This is a genomic window from Cobetia sp. MMG027 (assembly GCF_027947415.1).
Lineage (GTDB): Bacteria > Pseudomonadota > Gammaproteobacteria > Pseudomonadales > Halomonadaceae > Cobetia > Cobetia marina.
This window is the reverse complement of sequence record NZ_JAQJIO010000004.1, coordinates 20,985-38,952: the sequence shown is the minus strand read 5'-3', so window position 1 is coordinate 38,952 and position 17,968 is coordinate 20,985. Positions and strand designations below refer to the sequence as shown.

Here is a 17,968-nt window from a genome sequence, read left to right as displayed (position 1 = left end):
GGGCTTTTTTCATGCCACCACACCAGACCTGGCATGGTATGACGACAGGTGTCAGGCGTTCTTCAAGCTCTGCATGTCGATGACAAAGCGGTATTTCACCTTGCCCTGCTGCATGCGCTCCCACGCCTCGTTGATATTCTGGATGTCGATCATCTCAATATCGCAGGTGATGTCATGCTCGGCACAGTAATCGAGCACTTCCTGGGTCTCCGGCATGCCGCCGATCAGCGAGCCCGCCAGCACGCGACGCTTCATGACCAGATTGCCGCCCTGCAGTGCGGGGTCCACCTCCTGTACCAGCCCGACGAGAATATGGGTACCGTCGTACTTCAGGGTATTGAGGTAGGGGTTGAGATCGTGCGGCACCGGTACCGTATCGAGCAGGAAATCGAAGGTTTCGGTCGCGGCGGCCATCTGCTCATCGTCGCTCGACACGATGACGTGATCGACGCCATTCTCGCGCGCTTCCGCTACCTTGGCTTCACTGCGCGTGAACAGGGTGACTTCACAGCCCATCGCCTTGGCGAACTTGATCCCCATGTGGCCCAGGCCACCCATGCCGATCACGCCGACCTTGTCGCCGGACTTCACGCCGTAGTGGCGCAGCGGAGAATAGGTCGTGACACCGGCACACAGCAGCGGCGCGGCCACCGCCGGGTCCAGCTTGTCAGGGATGGACACCACGAAGCGCTCGCTGACGACGATCCTGTCGGAATAGCCGCCTTGCGTGAGGCTGCCATCGTGGCGATCCGGGCTGCCGTAGGTCATGGTCATGCCCTCGAGGCAGTATTGCTCGAGCCCCTCGTGACAAGCGCTGCACTCACGGCAGGAATCTACCATGCAGCCGACACCGACCATGTCACCCACCTTGTACTGGCTGACATCATCGCCGACCTGGGTGACTCGCCCGACGATCTCGTGACCCGGCACGATGGGATACTGGGTGAAGCCCCAGTCATTGCGACCGACGTGCAGGTCCGAATGACACACACCGCAATACAGGATCTCGATGGCTACATCATCCGGGCGCGGCTGACGACGCTCGAAATTCCATGGCGCCAGATCGGCGGAATCAGACTTGAGTGCGTAGCTTCGGGTGTTGCCGTCAAAGGTGTTCGCCATGCCAGCTCTCCTTGCATCATGAAAAGTATCAACGTGAAGAAGGAGATGTCGCCGCCTGGATCACTTTTCAACGCCCTGACTCCCTGTCTGCTGGCATCTCTGTGTTGGTGTGATCGCAACAGCGCCGCTGTCGTCTCACGACATCACGAACATATCACGCAGCGAAATCACCACTTCTTAATTACTTCTGACGCGATCAAGCAGGAAAAACGCAGTCGTGTTATCATGCCCTTCCACCCCTCACGTCTCGGAACGGAGTCCCGCATGGCCAACACTCGTACTGCTGCCAAGAAGAAAGCACCCGCTGCTGTTGAAACATCCGCCTCGCTGGAAGCCCAGATGCAAGCCTTCCTCGATCGTGGCGGCAAGGTTGAAGTGATTGAATCCGGCGTCAGCGGTCAGATCATCGGCCACAAGCCGACCAAGCCCTCCAATCCCGCTGCCGGCAACTGATGCTTCCATCAGGCCCAGACTCGGCCTGATCGTGGCAAGCTGTCAGAAGATCGCCAGCCGCTGCTCGCCATGATTGGCAGCGGCCGGTCTCTGCCCTCCTCTCGAGATGGCGCTGCCTGGAACAGCTCTGCTTTCAACAGCTCTGCTTTCAACCGATAGCGCCAGACAGGTCAGGGTAGACAGGTCAGAGAAAGACAGATCCGCTCTCATTGCATGGTGTCAGCAGCACAAGCACTCATCGTCGGAGCCAGGCGCAATGCCTGAGTCATCCCGCGACACCTGAACGACTCCCACGCCGCACGCGCCTCCAGTACCTGCCTGCTCTGTTTCAGGCACATCATTCAGCCTTCCGGTCCCTGTGACAGCCAATGTCGAACTCTCCCACGCCCGCAATCCAATCGTCCTTGCTGACATCCGACTCGCCCACGCGCCTCGCCGTCTTCATCGATGTCCAGAATATCTATTACACCACCCGCGACACCTTTGGCCGGCAATTCGATTACCGCCGACTGTGGGCCGAGCTGGAATCCCTAGGCAGCATCACGCATGCCTACGCCTATGCGATTGACCGTGGCGACCCCAAGCAGCAGCAATTCCAGCAACGCCTGCGTGAGATAGGGTTCGAGATCAAGCTCAAACCCTTCATCCAGCGAGGAGATGGCTCGGCCAAGGGTGACTGGGATGTCGGCATCACGATCGATGTGATGGAAGCCGCCCCCGACGTCGACGAGATCATTCTCGCCTCCGGCGATGGTGACTTCGCCCTGCTGCTAGAGCATGTCGCAGCGCGCCATGCCGTCACGACGCGTGTCTACGGCGTCGAGGCACTCACTGCCCTCGCCCTGATGCGCAGCGCTGATCACTTCCGCGAGATAGATGACACGCTGCTGATGCGCTGAAATCTCGCGTCAACTGCCAGAAGATGACCTTCTGTCGCATCAAACATTAATGATGTCGCATTCAACACGCTCGAGAGAAATTGAGTTGCGCAGGATGAAGGATCCAGGCCCCACGCCAGACGATGCCCTCTTCGAGAAGGCCTTACGGTGGGCCTAACCTTCGCGGAGTCCTCTGATGAATAACAACAACATGTCTGACAGCAGTGCGGTATCACCTGCCACGCTCCGGCGTGTCCTTGCTGCTTCTACCATCGGCAATTTCATCGAATGGTTCGACTTTGCCATCTACGGCTTCATGGCAGTGATCATCTCGCAACATTTCTTCCCGCAAGGCGATCCAACCCTCGCCCTGATCCAGACCTTTGCCGTCTTTGCCGTCTCCTTTGCACTGCGCCCACTAGGCGGCATCTTCTTCGGCACTCTGGGGGATCGCATCGGTCGCAAGAATGTGCTGGCCATCACCATCATCATGATGGCAAGCGCCACCGCCTTGATCGGCCTGCTGCCGACCTATCAGAGTATCGGCTTGCTGGCACCGCTATTGTTGACCCTGGCTCGCTGTGCCCAAGGTTTCTCGGCAGGCGGTGAATATGCCGGTGCGTGCGCCTTCGTGATGGAGCACGCGCCCGATGACAAGCGCGGATGGTATGGAAGCTTCATCCCCGTCTCGACCTTCAGCGCCTTCGCGACAGCCGCAGCGCTCGGGCTTGGCCTGAACAGCCTGGTATCGGAAGCGACCATGCAGGAATGGGGCTGGCGTGTCCCCTTCCTGATCGCCGCGCCATTGGGCCTGATCGGCTTGTACATGCGTCTCAAGCTGGATGACTCACCTGCCTTCCGTTTGGTCCAGCAAGAGCACAACGCCACCAGCGCTCCGCTCATGGAAACGCTGACTATCCACGGCAGTACCATCATCAGCTTGATGGCATTCATCTCTGCCACCGCGCTGTCGTTCTACATGTTCAGCACCTATTTCGCGACCTACATGCAGGTGGCAGGAGGAGCCTCGCGCCAGACCGCCCTTCTGGCCAGCCTCGGTGCTCTCATGATGGCAGCTCTGTTGTGCCCTGTGGCTGGCTACTACTCGGATCTGGTCGGTAGGCGCAATACGATCATCACCGCTTGCGCCAGCCTCGCCATTGCCGTCTTCCCCGCGTATTCACTCGCTGCCAGCGGCACCTTGTGGGCCTCGATGCTCGGTGCGTCATTGATGGCAGTCGGCGCAGTCTTGTGCGGCGTGGTCACCGCCTCGCTGCTCTCGGAACAGTTTCCCACTCGTGTGCGCTATACCGCTTCGGCACTCAGCTATAACGTGGCCTATACGATCTTCGGCGGCACCGCACCGCTGGTTGCCACTTGGCTCATCGACTTGAGCGGCAACCATCTGGCACCCGCCTGGTACTTGATCGCGATAGCTGGAGTCGCCTTGATCGGTGGTCTCAGACTGCCTGAGACGAGTGGCATTTCCCTTGCCGACATGTCGAAGCCCCCTGCTTCCAGTAAATCTGCACCTCTGCCGACGGCATGAGCCGGAAGCTGTCAACTGAACCCACAAGCCTCGCAGGATTGCCACGCACCCACTGATGTCACGCCCAGATCGCTACTGGATGAGGTCATTACCACAACGCCCGCAAGCCTTCCCGTCAGAGGAGGACTTGCGGGCGTTTTCGTCGAGTTGAAGGAAAGTCCCGGACACTGGTGGCGTATGTCGCAAGATTGCCCTCTAGCGTTGTGGTGCGGCGGATAACGTCAACTCGATGGCATCGTGACGCCAGTGTTCATCATCGCAGTCCACTGCACGGCCATTCTGATCGAAGTTGATCCGCGTGATGCGCTGCGCCGGGCTACCCGGTGCCGCATTCAGGGCGACGGCCGTCTCGGCGTCGAACACGCTGGAGGCCAACTCGAAGCTCACGCGCCGGATGCGAATGGCGTACTGGTGAAGGTAGAGCGTGGTCAGCGAATGCGCCGAGAGATCGAAATCGAGAATGCCGGGGAAGCAGTCGCGTCGCAGGTGATGACAGACGTGCAGCACCCGCCGGCCATCGATGCGCCGCACTCGCGTGATGCGATAGACCCCGGCGCCCCGTGCAATTCCCAGACGCTGGGCGATAACCTCATCAGCGGGAACTTCCTGAGCGGCCAGCACCTCGGTGGAAGCGACCCGCTGCTGCGACTGCACCATCTCGTGAAAAGGCAGACATGCCAGCAGGTCATACCTGAGGCGCGGCGGCGAGACGAACCAGCCCCGGCGGTTCTCGCGATAGATTCTCCCTTCCGCTTCCAGCTGCAGCAAGGCATCTCGCAAGGTGACCCGTGTGGTGCCGAACCGCTCGATCATCTCACGCTCGGACGGCAGACGCTGCGAGGCATGCAGCGGCGCTGCTTCAAGATGGTTCAGCAGCCTGCCCTTGAGCCCGGTGACGGGCAAATCCGCCGTGCACGTCAGGGAAGTTGCGTCGTCACCTGTGGGCTCGATCGATGATGAAGGCATGCGAAGTTCCTGAAAGATAACGAAAGAGAGCGATTTCTGGCGAGTCACTTGCATGTCATCCAAGGTGTCCATCATGACAAGGCCCGAGAATCGCGATCGCTGTGGTCTAGTGTAGACGTAGCCAGACGAGTCAGCCCACGCTCGCCGAGCATCATGACACAGGCATGACGATCCGGTGACAGCACAAGGCCATCCTGTGTGATGCGCGTGAGAATCCGAGGCGGATGCCTATCATCGGGACACGCTCTCATGCAGGGAATTGTCAGAAAATCAGCCGGCACCACGCAGCGTTGCGTCAAAACATGTACCGCTGATGGCTGATGGCTGATGGCTCATTGCCACGACACTGACATAGTGACGACACGCGACTGTCACAACCGCTGCGTAAAGTCATGTCAGCCCCGAGACTGAACTAGACCACAGAAATTGAGGTGGCAGATCTCGAGGAAGACTACGCAGGACAAGAACCAGCTTAGACCCCATCTCGCCTGCCTGCTCGCCTCGGCGACTCGCTGGCCAGGAATGCACTCTCGCATCCGTTAATTACCCCGTCTGGGAGGATTGTCATTGAAGTCGTTCACCGCTACCTCGCCCCGTACCGCCGGCCTGATGGTCTCGGCCCTCATGGCCACCCTGCTGAGCAGCGCCTCAGTCAGTGCCGCTGAAGTGCCGGACGCACTGCTCAAGGCCGCCCAGGCAGAAGGCCGCGTCGACAGCGTCGGCATGCCGGACAGCTGGGCCAACTGGAAGGACACCTGGGCAGACCTCGAGTCGAAGTATTCCATCGCGCACAGCGATACCGACATGAGCTCCGCCGAGGAAGTCGCCAAGTTCAAGGCCGAAGGCGAGAACGCCACGGCAGATATCGGTGACGTGGGCTTCGCCTTCGGCCCCATCGCGGTCAAGCAGGGCGTGACTCAAGCCTACAAGCCGACCACCTGGGACGAGATTCCCGACTGGGCCAAGGATGAAGATGGCGAATGGATGCTGGGCTACACCGGCACCATCTCCCTGATGATCAACAAGACACTCGTCAGTGAAGATCAGCGCCCCGCTTCCTTCGCGGATCTCGCCAATGGCGATTACAAGGTCTCCGTCGGCGCGGTCGGCAAGGCGTCCCAGGCCAACAACGCCATCCTGGCCGCAGCCTTCGCCAATGGCGGCAGCGAGTCAGACCTGACGCCGGGTCTGGAAGTGTTCGCCGAACTGGCCCGCCAGGGACGCCTGTCACTGGCCGAGCCGAGCATCGCCAACCTGGAGAAGGGCGAGGTGGAGGTCGCACTGCTGTGGGACTTCAACGCGCTCAACTATCGCGATCAGATCAACCGCGACACCTTCGAGGTGGTCATCCCCTCGGATGCCTCCGTCACCTCGGGCTACGCCACCATCATCAACAAGCATGCCGCTCACCCGAACGCCGCCAAGCTGGCACGTGAGTACATCCTGTCAGATGCCGGCCAGCTGAACCTGGCGGCAGGTTACGCCCGCCCGATCCGTGCCGAGCACCTGACCCTGCCGGAAGACATCGCCGCCAAGCTGCTGCCCAACGAGCAGTACGCCAATGCCCGCCCGGTACAGGACTTCGCCGGCTGGGAAGCCAGTGCCCGACAGCTGCCGCGTCAGTGGCAGTCCCAGGTACTGATCCACCAGCAGTGACCCCCGGCCTCTGTCCAGAGCGGATAGAGCGCGCACCATCCTGACAGACGGCACCGTCCACACGGTGCCGTCTTGAGCTTCACGGAGTCTTCATGTCCCAGCGTGTCATTCTTGTCGTGCTCGATGGCCTCAACCATGCCGTGGGCCGGCATGCCATGGGCTATCTGAGCGCCCTGGTCGAGGCCGGTCGCGGGCAGTACCAGTCGCTGGAGTGCGAACTGCCAGCGATGTCGCGACCTCTCTATGAGTGCCTGTTGACCGGTGATCTGCCCGTCGACTCCGGCATCGTCAACAATGGCATCGTGCGACGCTCGCGTGGCGTGAGCCTGTTCGATCTCGCCAGTCAGCAGGGCCGACGCACCGCGGCAGCCGCCTATCACTGGGTCAGCGAACTCTACGTCGCCGCCCCCTTCGTGCCGGCCAGACACCGGTTGCTCGACAATCCCGAATCCGCCATCCAGGCGGGCATCTTCTACTGGCAGGATCACTACCCGGACGACCACGTCTTCAGCGATGCCGAGATGCTGAGACTGCGTCACGACCCGGACTTCCTGCTGGTGCACAGCATGAACATCGATGACGCCGGCCATCGCCACGGCGGTGAGTCCGCGCAATATCGCAATGCGGCGCGTCATGCCGATGTCGCCTTGGCCGACTACCTACCCTGCTGGCTCGAGGCCGGCTATCAGGTGATGGTCACCGCCGATCACGGCATGAACGCCGACCGCTCACATTCCGGCCTTCTCGAAGAAGAGCGCCGTGTGCCGCTCTGGACCTTCGGCAGCGCCTTCGCCCGCAGCCCCGCCCGCAACCTTCGCCAGCGCGAGCTCTGCGGCACCCTGGCAAGCGTGCTGGGACTGGAGCACGACAAGGCCAGCAACACATCCCTGCTGGCAGGCCCTGGAGGGGACGCGTGATGCCGACATTCCTCAGGCGAGTGCTGACCAGTCCCGCGATGTGGCTGCTGCCCTTCGCCATCCTTTTCTTCGCCTTCCAGATCGCCCCGCTGATCTGGGTGATGATCAGCGCCTTCAAGACCCCCGCAGGCTGGGGGCTGGCCAATTTTCAGGAAATCGCCACCTCCCCCTTCTTCCGCCAGGCCATCGGCCGCAGTCTCGAGATCTCGCTGATGTCCAGCGTGCTGGGACTGGCGATCGCCGCCATGACCTGTCACAGCATGCACCGCTGCGGGCCGGGCCTGACGCGCGCGATGATCGCCTTCACCAACATGACCAGCAACTTCGCCGGCGTGCCGCTGGCTTTCGCCTTCATCATCCTGATGGGGGCCAACGGCATGCTGACCTTGATGCTGGAGCGCCTGGGCATCATCGATGACTTCAATCTCTATTCACGCACCGGCCTGATCGTCATCTACACCTGGTTCCAGATCCCGCTGGGCATCCTGCTGCTCTACCCGGCCTTCAGCACGCTCAAGGGCGAGTGGCGCGAAGCCGCCAGCCTGCTCGGCGCCAACCGTCTGGCCTACTGGCAGCACATCGGCCTGCCCGTGCTCTGGCCGTCGCTGGCTGGCACGCTCACCGTACTGTTCGCCAATGCCATGGGCGCCTATGCCACCGTCTATGCGCTGGTGAACACCAGCTACAACCTGATGACCATCCGCATCGCCAATCTGGTCTCCGGCGACCTCTTCCTGCAGCCGGAACTGGCCAGCGCACTGGCGATGGTACTGGTGGTCATTCTCGTCATCGTCACGCTGATCCAGCAGTGGCTCATGCGCAGGAGCTACCATGTCACTTCCCGCTGAACTGCCGTATCGCCATGGCAAGCCGTTGCTGCCCAGCCTGATGGCGCGTCTGCGCGGGCTCAATCCCTACAGCGTGGTGGTGGGCAGCGTCTTCACGCTGCTGGCACTGCCGCTGGTGGCCACGCTGTTCTACGCCCTTGCCACCCGCTGGGGCGCCAGCCTCACGCCCGATGGCCTGACGGTGAAGTGGTTTCTGGAGCTGTGGACGACCCCCCGCTTTCTCGCCGCATTCGGGCGCTCCCTGCTGGTCGCCGTCGGCGCCCTGATCCTGTCACTGCTGTTGATCGTGCCGGTGGTCTTCCTGGCCCATACCCGCTATCCGCGCCTGGATGGCTGGATGAATGGCCTGATCCTGCTGCCCTTCGCCGTGCCACCCATCGTGTCCTCGGTCGGTCTGCTGCAGCTGTATGCCGGCGGCCCACTGCCGATCATCGGCACGCCCTGGATCCTGATTCCCACCTATTTCACCATCGTGCTGCCCTTCATGTACCGAGCGCTGGCCAACAGCCTGCGAGCGCTGGATGTGGCATCGCTGATGGAAGCCGCCCAGTTGCTGGGCGCCAGCCCGCTGCAGGCCTTCTTCCAGGTGGTCCTGCCCAATATCCGGGTCGGCATCCAGATCGCCGTCTTCCTGGCCTTCTCGTTTCTGGCCGGTGAATTCGTGTTCGCCAACATGCTGGTCGGCACCCGTTTCGAGACGCTGCAGGTCTACCTGAACAACATTCGCGGGGCCAGCGGCCACTTCACCAGTGCGCTGGTCATCACGCTGTTCGTGTTCACCCTGATTCTCACCTGGCTGGGCAACCGCCAGCCCGCCGAGCAGGCGATGCCGGAAGATGACCCCGAGGAGGCGCTGGCCACCGCCATGACGGGAGGTCTGCCCGCCACGCCCGCGAAAGCTGGCCCTGCCGCCCCCCATTCCCGTACCGATTCACGAGGGCACCGCTGATGCTTGCCACCGATATCCCGCAGACCCACTCTCGCCACGACAGCGATGGCCTGCTGACCAGCGCGTTGCGTGAACAGGCCGCCGACCAGCAGTACCTGACGCTCAAGGGCCTGGCCAAGCGTTTCGGCAAGACGCGCGTGTTCTCCGACATCGATGCCGAGATCGCCCGTGGCGAGTTCATCACCCTGCTCGGGCCCTCTGGCTGCGGAAAATCCACCCTGCTGCGCGCCATTGCCGGGCTCAACGACGTGGACAGCGGCGAGATCATCGTCGATGGTCACGACATCACCCGTCTGCCGCCCCAGCGGCGCGGCATCGGCATGGTCTTCCAGCACTATGCGCTGTTCCCCAACATGCGCGTGGCGGACAACGTCGCCTTCGGCCTGCGCATGAAGAAGGTGCGCCCCGAGGAGCGCGAGCGCCGCGTCACGGAAGTGCTGCGACTGGTGGAGCTGACCGACCAGGCACAGCGCTATCCACATCAGCTGTCCGGTGGCCAGCGACAACGCGTGGCACTGGCGCGCGCGCTGGTGGTCGAGCCCCAGATCCTGCTGCTCGATGAGCCGCTCTCGGCGCTGGATGCGCGCATCCGCCGTCATCTGCGCGATCAGATTCGCGACATCCAGAAGAGTCTCGGCCTCACCACCCTGTTCGTCACCCACGATCAGGAAGAGGCCTTGCTGCTCTCGGATCGCATCTTCCTGATGCATCAGGGCAGCATTCTCCAGCAGGGCAACGCAGCATCGCTCTACACCCGACCGGTAGACGCCACGGCCGCAGGCTTCATGGGCCATTACAATCTGATCGGCAGCGAGCTTGCCCGCCCCCTGCTCGGCTATCTGTGCGATAGCCCGCAGGTCGCATTGCGGCCGGAGGCGCTCTATCTGCAGCCGGATAAGATGACACGCCCCCTCCTCCCCGGGCACCTGGAGGCTGGCCTCGACTTCCCGCTCCAGCCATTGCCGGCCAATGTGGGGCCAGCGCTGCCCGGCGTCATCCTGCGCCATCAATTGTTGGGCAACATCGTGCGCTACGAGGTGGATTGTCAGGGACTGCGTCTCAACGTCGATGTGCTCAACCGCAGTGCCCGCCAGCTGCTGCCCGACCATCTGCGCGTGCAGGTGCATGCCGATCTCGACGAAATCCAGGCGCTGGGCACGCACGACACTGGCGACAGGTCACGGGTGGCGAATGGGTGAAATGCACATGAGTGAAGCGCCTGGGGGGGAAGTGCGCGGGCTGGCCATCTTCGATCTCGATGACACCCTGCTGGATGGCGACGCCACGGGGCTATGGACCGAGTGGCTGATCCAGCTGGGCTGGATCACGGACCCCGAGCGATACCGCTCCATCTGGACGCAACAGATGGCAGACTACGCCACGGGCCGACTCGACATGGAAGCGCACCTGAGCCATCTGCTCTCCCCGCTGGCCGGTCGCACCGTCAGTGAAGTCGAGGCCGAGGTGGGCACCTTCCTCGATACCGAACTGCTGCCGCGCCTCTACCGTGAGGGTCGCGAGCGCATCGCATGGCATCGTGATCAGGGCCATCAGGTCGTGATCATCTCGGCCTCGACAGCCCAGCTGGTGGCACCGCTGGCAGAGCGACTGGCATTGGATGCCGCGCTGGCGACTCGCCTGGAGGTCAAGGATGGCTGCTACACGGGACGCGCCCGGGGCATCCGTACCTTCCGCGATGGCAAGCTTGCGGCCTTGACGCACTGGCTGGCAGAGCATCTCGGCCCCGATGGACACAGCCTCCCCACCTGGGGCTATTCGGATTCACGCAATGATCTGGCGTTGCTGGAGTTCGTCGATCACCCGCATGCGGTCTGTGCCGACCCGACCCTGGAAGCCATCGCCACGCAGCGCCACTGGCCGCGCCTGCGTTGGCAAGGTTACGACTGAGGGACTGAGCGCTTTCACTCCCGAAACAGGCGACGACTGACGCAAAAAAAGGCACTCTATGCCCAAGACGAAAGGCAAAGGAAGCCGCAACATGGCAGAGGTCAGGGTCAGTCGGACCGCAAGGGTCCCGGATCCATTACGCGTCAGGCGTTATCACAAGGCACCGGAGGTCGGCCCCCGTGTGCTGTTCTTCAGCGGCGGCACGGCGCTGACGGGCATCTCGCGCACCCTGACGCGCTATACCCATCACAGCATCCATCTGGTGACGCCCTTCGATTCCGGTGGCAGCTCCGCCAAGCTGCGTGATGCCTTCTCGATGCCGGCCATCGGCGACCTTCGCTCACGCCTGATGGCGCTGGCCGATGACAGCGTGCTGGGGCACCCGGAGATCTACCGGTTGTTCACGCACCGTCTGCCTGCCGAAGCACGCCCGGAGATGCTGCAGGCCACTCTGCGGGAACTGGCGGCGGGCCGTCATCCGCTCAGCATGGCCGTGGCGGAGCCCATGCGCACGCTCATCTGTCATCAGCTGGGCTTTCTGATCGAGGCCATGCCGGCAGGCTTCGATCTGCGCGGCGCCAGCATCGGCAATCTGATCATCGCCGGCGGCTACCTGAACCATCATGAGCAGCTCGACCAGATCATCTTCCTGTTCTCCAAGCTGGTGCATGTACGCGGGACGGTGCGCGCCATCATCAATGCCGACTGCCATCTGGCCGTCACCCTGGAAGATGGGCGCAGAATCATCGGCCAGCACCAGATCACCGGCAAGGAAGTCGCGCCACTGGAGAGCCCGATCGCGCGCATTCAGCTGGTCGAGGCCAGTGCGAAGGACAATACGACGGACAGCACCACAGAGCGAGACACGCACAATGACGGCGGTGCCATCGTGCCCGTGCGGCCTGCGCTGCACCTCAACAACCGTCAGCTGATCGATTCCGCGGAACTGATCTGCTTTCCGCCGGGCAGTTTCTACTCCAGCGTCATCGCCAACCTGCTGCCCAGCGGGGTGGGACGCGCGATACTGGCCAACCCCTGTCCCAAGGTCTACATCCCCAACTGCAGTCCGGACCCGGAGCAGACCGGCAAGACACTCGAGCAACTGGTCGCGACCCTGATCGAGACCCTGTGTGCGGACCTGGATGTCTCACGCAACGACTGCCCCAACGAGCATCTGCTCAACATCGTGCTGCTGGACAGTCAGCGTGGCGACTACCCCGGCGGCGTCTCCGTCCCCGCGCTGGAGCGCATGGGGCTGACCGTGATCGACACTCGCCTGATCAGCGAGCAGAGCGCGCCCTACTACGACAACGAACTGCTGGTCACCGCCCTGCTGTCACTGGTATGACGACCGCCACGCGCCGCCTGGCATGACAACCGCCTCGTATGAACAGAACGCCCCCGCCTGCCAGCTGGCAGACGGGGGCGTTCGTTTTTCAGGCTGTGCTCTGAACGGGAGGCCAGGCTTACATCACCCCACGTACCGCCCCGAGAATCACCATCGCCAGCACCAGCTTCCAGGGTGCCAGCGCGAAGCGGGTCAGCGCGATGAAGGCCGCCAACGCGATGACGACGTCCAGACGACTCAGCACACTGGTGGTCCACAAGGGGTCATACAGCGCCATGCCCAGCACGCCGACGACCGCCGCATTGGCGCCCGCGAGCGCAGCGCGTGCTGCGGGCCGTGCACGCAGGCGCCCCCACAGGGGTGCCACGCCGATCAACAGCAGAATCCCCGGCAGGAAGAGACTCAACAGCGCAATGATGGCGCCGAGCACTGCCGAATCCCCGCCCACCTGGGCCATGCCCGCTCCCAGCCAGGCGGCGAAGGTGAACAGTGGCCCCGGCACCGCCTGCGCGGCCCCATAGCCGGTGAGAAAGGTATCGGCCGCGATACGCCCCGTCTCGACGGTGGAGGCCTCCAGCAGCGGCAGCACCACATGCCCGCCCCCGAATACCAGCGCCCCGGCACGGTAGAAGATCTCGACCAGACTGCCGGAGGCCAGCAGCGGCAGCGCGATCAACAGCGCGAAGAAGGCGATCAGACAGGCGCGAGCCAGGCGCGTCGAGACCGGCAGCGACAGCCCCGCTGCCCCCGCCTGCTGGCCAACAAGGGCCGCACTGTCATCACGACACAGCAGGCTGCCGAGCACTGCACCCATCGCGATCACCCCGACCTGCGCCCAGGCGACCTGCGTCCAGGCGACCTGCGCCAGCGCCAGGCCCAGCATGGCCAACAGCGCCAGCCCGGCGCGTCGTCGGTCCGGGCACAGCGTGCGCGCCATGCCCCAGATCGCCTGGGCAACGACCGCCACCGCCACCAGCTTCAAGGCGTGGATCACCCCGGAAGCCAGCGGCCCTTCGAGGCTGGCCGCCACCAGCGCCAATGCCAGCAGTGCCAGCGCAGACGGTAAGGTGAAGCCGACCCAGGCAAGCACCCCACCCATCACTCCGCCACCACGCACCATGCCCAGTGCAAAGCCGACCTGACTGCTGGCCGGCCCCGGCAGGAACTGGCACAGCGCGACCAGCTCGGCGTAGGCCGTATCACCCAGCCAGCCGCGCCGGCGGACCAGCTCCGCGTGGAAATAGCCCAGGTGCGCGACCGGCCCGCCGAAGCTGGTCATCCCCAGCGTGAGGAAGGTGAGCAGCACGTCCCGATATCGCTCGCGAGAGGATACGGCGGTCACACCGTCGGCCTCGTGCGGCGCCTGCCTGGTTGAAACACGATCGTGACTGGATGACATGTGGCGTCTCTGTAGAAGGTGGCGCTGGGTGCATGGACAGGCGTCGGGGGATCAGGAAGTGATCCCTCAGGCGACACCTTGCAAGGTACTCAGGTACTCAGGTACTGCCGGCAGGCGAATCGGATGTTGCGTGTGACTCCTGCGGCAAGGCAAGGGCCATCACGGTACTCGCCGCCACCAATCCGGCCGACCACCACAGGCAGGCTTCCAGCCCATAGGCCTGATAGAGCCAACCGGACAGCAAGGTGCCCAACAGACGCCCCATGGCATTGGCCATGTAATAGAAACCGACATCCATCGACACGCCTTCACTGCGCGCGAAGCGCACGATCAGATAGCTGTGCCAGCTGGAATTGACCGCAAAGACGGCCCCGAATACCAACAGGCCGATGATCAACCATTCCAGTGGCGCCAACCCCAACAGGATGGCACCACTGATATCGGCCGCCTGTGGCGCATCCAGCGGCAGGCTGGCCATCAGCGCCGGCAGCAGTGCCAGGCCGGCCGCCAGCGACACCGTGACCCAGCGGACGCCGGTGGCGCCGTTCAAGCGGCGTGAGAGCGGACCGGTGATGCGCGGCGCCTGGGTCTGGACACCGCCATAGCCGATCACCCAGGCGGCCATGAGTACGCCGACCGTCCAGAAATGCCAGCCATGCACCTCGGCCAGATACACCGGCAAGGCCACCACGAACCAGACGTCACGTGCCGAGAACAGGCACAGCCGAGCCGCCGAGAGCACATTGACCGCTCGCGAGGTCGAGAACATCTCACGGAATGCCGGCTTGCGACTGGCCTTGCTCTGCCCCAGTGATGCCGACAGCTTGCGCAGTGACAGCACCAGTACGCCTGCCAGCATCAGCCACATGGCCATGACGGTGCCCTGGAAGCCGATGAGACTGAGCGCCGCCCCGCCCAGGAAGAAGCCCAGTCCCTTGAGCGCATTCTTGGAGCCGGTGAGCAACGCGACCCAGCGATACAGCGCGCTCTGCGATTCCTCCACCGGCTGCCCCTTGGGCACCAGCACCTTGATGGCGCTCTTGGCGCTCATCTTGTTGAGGTCCTTGGCGATGCCGGACAGCGCCTGGGCGATCATCACCCAGATGACCGTCAGCATGGGTTCCGGCACCAGCAGCATGCCGAGCGCCACCAGCTGCATCGCAAGCCCCGCATTCATGGTGCGATTGAGGCCGAGCCGTGCCCCGAGCCAGCCGCCGACCAGATTGGTGACGACACCGAAGGCCTCGTAGAACAGGAACAGCATCGCCACGTCCAGCGCCGAATAGCCCAGCGAGTGGAAGTGCAGCACCACCAGCATGCGCAGCGCGCCATCGGTCAACGTGAAGGCCCAGTAACTCCCCGTCACCAGCAGGTACTGGCGCACCTCATGGGGCAGCTCTCGCAAGCGGGCAAGCATGTCAGCGCTCCTGTGTGCTGGCGTCGGTCAGATCACCCAGGCCGACTTTCAGTGCCAGTTCCGCGGTGCGATTGGCGTAGCCCCATTCGTTGTCGTACCAGGCGTACAGCTTGAGCTGGGTCCCCGCGACCACCATGGTCGAGAGCGCATCGATGATGCTGGAGCGGGAATCGGTACGGAAATCGATCGACACCAGCGGGGGTGTCTCATACCCCAGCACCCCGGAAAGCTCGCCTTTTGCCGCAGTTTGCAGCGCCTGATTGACCTCCTCCACCGTCACTTCGCGATCGAGCTCGAACACCATGTCGGTGAGAGAGGCATTGGCTAGCGGCACGCGAATGGCGTGGCCGTTCAGGCGGCCTTCCAGCTCCGGGAAGATGGCGCTGATCGCCTTGGCGGAGCCGGTGGTCGTCGGAATCAGGCTCATGCCGCAGGCCCGCGCACGGCGCAGATCCTTGTGCGGCGCATCCAGAATCGTCTGGGTATTGGTGATGTCGTGCACGGTGGTCATGGAGCCATGGCGAATGCCGAACTGCTCCTGAATCACCTTGATCACCGGCGCCAGACAGTTGGTGGTACAGCTAGCCGCCGTCACGATGCGATGCGTCTGGGCATCATAGAGATGATCGTTCACGCCCATGACGATATTGAGTACGCCCGCTTCCTTGACCGGCGCGGAGACCACGACACGCGCCACGCCCTGTTCAAGATAGGCATTGAGCACCTCGGTGCTCTTCTTCTTGCCGGAAGCCTCGATCACCACATCGCAGCCCGACCAGTCGGTGTCACCGATCTCACGCTGGCAGGAGAACGCCGTGCGCTGACCATCGATGATGATGCTCTCATCGTCACTGGTGATTCCCACGCCCGGCGACCACTGGCCATGCACGGAATCGAATTCCAGCAGATGGGCGAAGGTCGCGGCATCGCCACCCGGGTCATTGATGCGCACCACGTCCAGCGCGACATCCTCGCGCAGCTTCCACAGCGCGCGCAGCGCAAGCCGGCCGATACGGCCGAAGCCATTGATGCCGATTCGCAGAGGTGGCAGACCAGCGGGCAGCGTCAGTGAAGCGCTGTAGGACGGAGCATCATGAGCAGGCATCGTAATTTCCTCGTGAGGGTCAATGTGGGATCAGGGGTGTGACGTGTTTCAGGCGGGGGGCTGGGCAGACGCCTCCCTGCCTGCGATGGATAGGGGCAGGCGCGTCATTCGGCGCAGCGCTCGGGACGATTGGGCATGGCTACCAGCCACTGACGCCAGCGCGCCACCTCCTCCTGCTGTGCCTCGCAGGCCGCCATCAGGATCGCGTGCCGCCAGCCCTGCATGGCGGGGCTCAGCCGGTAATACACCCACTGGCCGCGTCGCTCGCTGCTCAGGAGTCCGCAGTCGCGCAGCTGTGCGAGATGGCGCGAGACCTTGGGCTGCGAGATGCCGGGGCGCTCTCCACCTGCGTGGGGCGTCTCGTGTGCCGGCATGTCCTGCTCACGCCGCTCCAGCAGCCAGATCAGCTCGCAGACACACAATTCTCCCGTCTCGCTCAGCAATTGCATGATGGTCAAGCGGGTATCTTCGGCCAGACATTTGAATATCCCCAACGGGGTCAGGGAAGCGGCAGCGCCATCCTCCAGCGCCGCATCGCGACTTGACAACTTCATGACAGCTTCCTTGGGCAGAGTGCGAGAGACGCGAGATCGGTGACGATCTGATATATGAAAAATCATATATACGTTTTTCCATATATCAAGTGACATTCTCATGTCAGGCGCGTGACGGCGTGCATGTCTCACTGATGTCACACGCTGGCGTCACTCGCTGGGCTCGTTCGGTATCAGAACGGAAGAGAAGAGAAGAGAAGACAGGCGGAAAATCCTCCTCGCCAGCGGTCGCCGCAAGCCCTCACTGTTGCTTGATCGGCACGCATATGTTTCTGCTGACATGAGAGAATGCGCTTGCGAACGAAAGTCCCGGGGCGTTAATGTGTGCCCATCCGGCACGTGCGGTGCCAATCTGAATCACGCATCCTCAGGGATGCACAGGAGAGTCAAATGGCTGATTTTGCGCAAGTGGTAGACAGCAACTACACCCAAGAAGTCATCGAGAGCGAGCAGCCGGTGCTGGTGAAGTTCTGGGCGCCGTGGTGCGGCCCGTGCAAGATGCTCGACCCGATCGTCGAATCCATCGCCGAAGAACAGGGTGACGCCCTCAAGGTCGTTGCCATCAATGTCGACGATGCACCGGATCTCGCCGCTCAGAATGGCGTCCGCGGCCTGCCGACCATCGCCCTGTTCAAGTCCGGCGAGAAGATCGAAGCCCTGACCGGCGTGCAGCCGAAGGAAAACTTCGATGCCATGATCGCGCGTCACGCCTGATCACATCAGCGCCGGATCTGCCCGGCCTCGAAAACGCCCTCTCGCAGGGCGTTTTTTTTGGACAACACTGTGACTTGCGTTACCCTACCTGTTTGATTTCATTGATAATTGTAGGCGATGAAACATGCCGTCTCCCGAAACGAGACGCTGAAGACGACCGTCACAACCGCCTCACCAGACAAGGA

Annotated in this window: 17 protein-coding genes; 11 read left to right on the top strand and 6 right to left on the bottom strand. The window is 62.8% G+C overall.

Features of this window, described 5'->3' with window-relative positions; all coding sequences use genetic code 11:
• Positions 1-51: 51 nt before the first annotated feature.
• Complete coding sequence (locus PJK54_RS06040; RefSeq protein ID WP_077375804.1) at positions 52-1,122, bottom strand: NAD(P)-dependent alcohol dehydrogenase; 1,071 nt, start codon at positions 1,120-1,122, stop codon at positions 52-54.
• A gap of 18 nt (positions 1,123-1,140) precedes the next feature.
• Here PJK54_RS06040 and PJK54_RS17870 point away from each other — a divergent pair, with 18 nt between their 5' ends.
• From PJK54_RS17870 to PJK54_RS06025, 3 genes are all read left to right on the top strand, one after another.
• On the top strand, positions 1,141-1,575 hold the full coding sequence (locus tag PJK54_RS17870) for a hypothetical protein (protein WP_271302461.1): 435 nt from the start codon (positions 1,141-1,143) through the stop codon (positions 1,573-1,575).
• 404 nt (positions 1,576-1,979) lie between these two features.
• Complete coding sequence (locus PJK54_RS06030; RefSeq protein WP_271302460.1) at positions 1,980-2,474, top strand: LabA-like NYN domain-containing protein; 495 nt, start codon at positions 1,980-1,982, stop codon at positions 2,472-2,474.
• Positions 2,475-2,649: 175 nt separating this feature from the next.
• A complete protein-coding gene (locus tag PJK54_RS06025; protein ID WP_271302459.1) occupies positions 2,650-4,002 on the top strand; it encodes an MFS transporter in 1,353 nt (450 codons plus the stop codon).
• A gap of 195 nt (positions 4,003-4,197) precedes the next feature.
• On the opposite strand, the gene PJK54_RS06020 is transcribed toward PJK54_RS06025, so the two are convergent.
• Positions 4,198-4,968 carry a UTRA domain-containing protein gene (locus tag PJK54_RS06020; RefSeq protein ID WP_271302458.1) on the bottom strand — a complete coding sequence of 257 codons (771 nt, stop codon included), beginning with the start codon at positions 4,966-4,968 and terminating at the stop codon, positions 4,198-4,200.
• A 567-nt stretch (positions 4,969-5,535) separates the two neighbouring features.
• On the opposite strand from PJK54_RS06020, the gene PJK54_RS06015 reads away from it, so the two are divergent.
• The 7 genes from PJK54_RS06015 to PJK54_RS05985 all read left to right on the top strand — a co-directional run bounded on the left by PJK54_RS06015 (position 5,536) and on the right by PJK54_RS05985 (position 12,594).
• Positions 5,536-6,624: an ABC transporter substrate-binding protein gene (locus tag PJK54_RS06015; protein ID WP_240704327.1), complete on the top strand. Its 1,089-nt coding sequence runs from the start codon at positions 5,536-5,538 to the stop codon at positions 6,622-6,624.
• A 92-nt stretch (positions 6,625-6,716) separates the two neighbouring features.
• The gene (locus PJK54_RS06010) at positions 6,717-7,541 is read left to right on the top strand and encodes an alkaline phosphatase family protein (protein WP_084208519.1); all 825 of its coding nucleotides are present in this window, start codon (positions 6,717-6,719) and stop codon (positions 7,539-7,541) included.
• Positions 7,541-8,389 carry an ABC transporter permease gene (locus tag PJK54_RS06005; RefSeq protein WP_271302598.1) on the top strand — a complete coding sequence of 283 codons (849 nt, stop codon included), beginning with the start codon at positions 7,541-7,543 and terminating at the stop codon, positions 8,387-8,389. The genes PJK54_RS06010 and PJK54_RS06005 overlap by 1 nt, the downstream gene beginning before the upstream one ends.
• A complete protein-coding gene (locus PJK54_RS06000; RefSeq protein ID WP_271302457.1) occupies positions 8,373-9,338 on the top strand; it encodes an ABC transporter permease in 966 nt (321 codons plus the stop codon). Before PJK54_RS06005 ends, PJK54_RS06000 begins: the two co-directional genes overlap by 17 nt.
• Positions 9,338-10,537 (top strand): ABC transporter ATP-binding protein, encoded by a 1,200-nt coding sequence (locus PJK54_RS05995; protein ID WP_077375785.1) that lies wholly within the window; start codon positions 9,338-9,340, stop codon positions 10,535-10,537. Before PJK54_RS06000 ends, PJK54_RS05995 begins: the two co-directional genes overlap by 1 nt.
• Before the next feature lie 7 nt (positions 10,538-10,544).
• On the top strand, positions 10,545-11,246 hold the full coding sequence (locus tag PJK54_RS05990; protein WP_271302456.1) for an HAD family hydrolase: 702 nt from the start codon (positions 10,545-10,547) through the stop codon (positions 11,244-11,246).
• A 91-nt stretch (positions 11,247-11,337) separates the two neighbouring features.
• A complete protein-coding gene (locus PJK54_RS05985; protein WP_191237134.1) occupies positions 11,338-12,594 on the top strand; it encodes a GAK system CofD-like protein in 1,257 nt (418 codons plus the stop codon).
• A 118-nt stretch (positions 12,595-12,712) separates the two neighbouring features.
• Here the strand turns inward: PJK54_RS05985 and chrA are convergent, their stop codons facing one another.
• From chrA to PJK54_RS05965, 4 genes are all read right to left on the bottom strand, one after another.
• Positions 12,713-13,936 (bottom strand): chromate efflux transporter, encoded by a 1,224-nt coding sequence (gene chrA / locus PJK54_RS05980; protein ID WP_271302455.1) that lies wholly within the window; start codon positions 13,934-13,936, stop codon positions 12,713-12,715.
• Between the two features lie 154 nt (positions 13,937-14,090).
• A complete protein-coding gene (gene arsJ / locus PJK54_RS05975; protein ID WP_271302454.1) occupies positions 14,091-15,410 on the bottom strand; it encodes an organoarsenical effux MFS transporter ArsJ in 1,320 nt (439 codons plus the stop codon).
• A 1-nt stretch (position 15,411) separates the two neighbouring features.
• Complete coding sequence (locus tag PJK54_RS05970) at positions 15,412-16,515, bottom strand: ArsJ-associated glyceraldehyde-3-phosphate dehydrogenase (RefSeq protein ID WP_271302453.1); 1,104 nt, start codon at positions 16,513-16,515, stop codon at positions 15,412-15,414.
• 104 nt (positions 16,516-16,619) lie between these two features.
• A complete protein-coding gene (locus tag PJK54_RS05965; RefSeq protein WP_271302452.1) occupies positions 16,620-17,069 on the bottom strand; it encodes an ArsR family transcriptional regulator in 450 nt (149 codons plus the stop codon).
• Between the two features lie 390 nt (positions 17,070-17,459).
• On the opposite strand from PJK54_RS05965, the gene trxA reads away from it, so the two are divergent.
• Entirely contained in the window at positions 17,460-17,783 is a 324-nt protein-coding gene (gene trxA / locus PJK54_RS05960; protein ID WP_077375765.1) for a thioredoxin, read from the top strand.
• Positions 17,784-17,968 lie beyond the last annotated feature (185 nt).